We start from the raw sequence: 1,391 nt of genomic DNA on the forward strand, positions 1-1,391 counted from the left end.
GGTCGATGAGGTGGTGCCTGAGTTGCAGCGTCGCGGTGTGTTCCGCCAGGACTACCAGGGGACGAGCTTTCGTGAGGACCTGGGGATTCCACGTCCGTCGGCGCGTCCGCAATGATGAGGTGACGGGTGGGGTGGCGCGCATTTATATGTTCGATGCGTGCTGCTGCACCAGGAATTCTAATGGTGTTCAAAAGTAAGTTCAGGTCTGCCGCTATCGCCTTGAGCGATACAAAACACCATATCCGTACCCGAAATAGGTGATAGACCTCCGGATCCTCATCTGTTCTCTTACCCATTAAACGATGTGACGGCCGTTCCCGAAAAGCACATTTATTGGGGGCTTCACATAAATGAAAATTCCCGAAGCGGGCTACAACATGATGATAAAAGCGATGCATCAGGTCATTCGCAATGTTCCTTACAAGAGCATCGGAGGACGGAACCTCCACTTGGATCTTCATTTGCCAGATGAGTCCATCCGCCGCCGGGGCGTCGTTGTTTACTTCCATGGCGGAGGCCTCGAGGTCGGTGCCAGGGGTGATTATGAAGACACTCGTGCTTCGATACTGGCGGCAATGGGATATACCGTAGCGACTGTCGAATATCGGTTTATTCAAGAAGCTCTTCTCCCTGCCGCGCTGGAGGATGGTCGGGATGCCGTGGCTTGGCTGAAATTGAACGCGAAGAATGAATATGGTGTTGATGCCTCAACTGTCGGTGCGTGGGGTGCTTCAGCCGGAGGTTATCTGGCCGCTCTGCTGGCGCTCGGCAATCCACTCGCAGGACGCATGCCGGCTGTTGATGCTGCCGCGGTCTGGTTCGCTTCTTTCGACTTGGCAGCAATGGATGCGGCCAGTCCAATGGAGGAGGAGGTCATGGGGCCCTCTGCAGTAGAAGGGCTTCTTGGGGAAAAATTCGACCGGAGTAACGAGCTTCACCTCTCGCTCAATCCCGTCAGTATGATCAGCGCTAATGCCAGTGCAATGTTGTTAGTCACTGGCGACCGTGATCGCGTCATCGAACCCAGTCAGAGTGTTCGGATGCACGACGCCCTGGTACAGGCAAGCGTAACGTCAAGTCTCTACATTGCAGGCGGTGCTGGTCATGAGGATCCAGTCTTCGACCGACCTACCTTCATTGCTGTTGTGAAGGCTTTTTTCGATGAGCATCTTGCGTAGATAGACCTGCCTTATACGCATGGCCATGACACTCACATTTGGACATTGCCGGTAGCAAGGCGCTTACGTTTGACGCTACTGGCAAGCCTGTCCCGGTATCTGCAATAAGGATAAAAAATGACCGACGCACATTTCGAAGGAAGAAACTGGAAGTACTGGACGGTACCCAGGTTCGTCAACGTCGGTGGTCTGGACACGGCCTATCGGCGCTCG

The 1,391-nt window shown here is 54.2% G+C and carries 1 protein-coding gene; it reads left to right on the top strand.

Features of this window, described 5'->3' with window-relative positions:
• The first annotated feature begins 350 nt into the window (after nt 1-350).
• Nucleotides 351-1,178, top strand: coding sequence for an alpha/beta hydrolase (locus tag BLL36_RS29930; RefSeq protein WP_083735366.1), 828 nt, complete (start codon nt 351-353; stop codon nt 1,176-1,178).
• Nucleotides 1,179-1,391: the final 213 nt, after the last annotated feature.

The organism is Pseudomonas cedrina subsp. cedrina (assembly GCF_001983175.1).
In the GTDB taxonomy this organism is placed as follows: domain Bacteria; phylum Pseudomonadota; class Gammaproteobacteria; order Pseudomonadales; family Pseudomonadaceae; genus Aquipseudomonas; species Aquipseudomonas cedrina.

Excerpts from the sequence above, each read along its gene's own strand:
- BLL36_RS29930 (WP_083735366.1), top strand. The coding sequence starts at position 351 with ATGAAAATTCCCGAAGCGGGCTACAACATGATGATAAAAGCGATGCAT.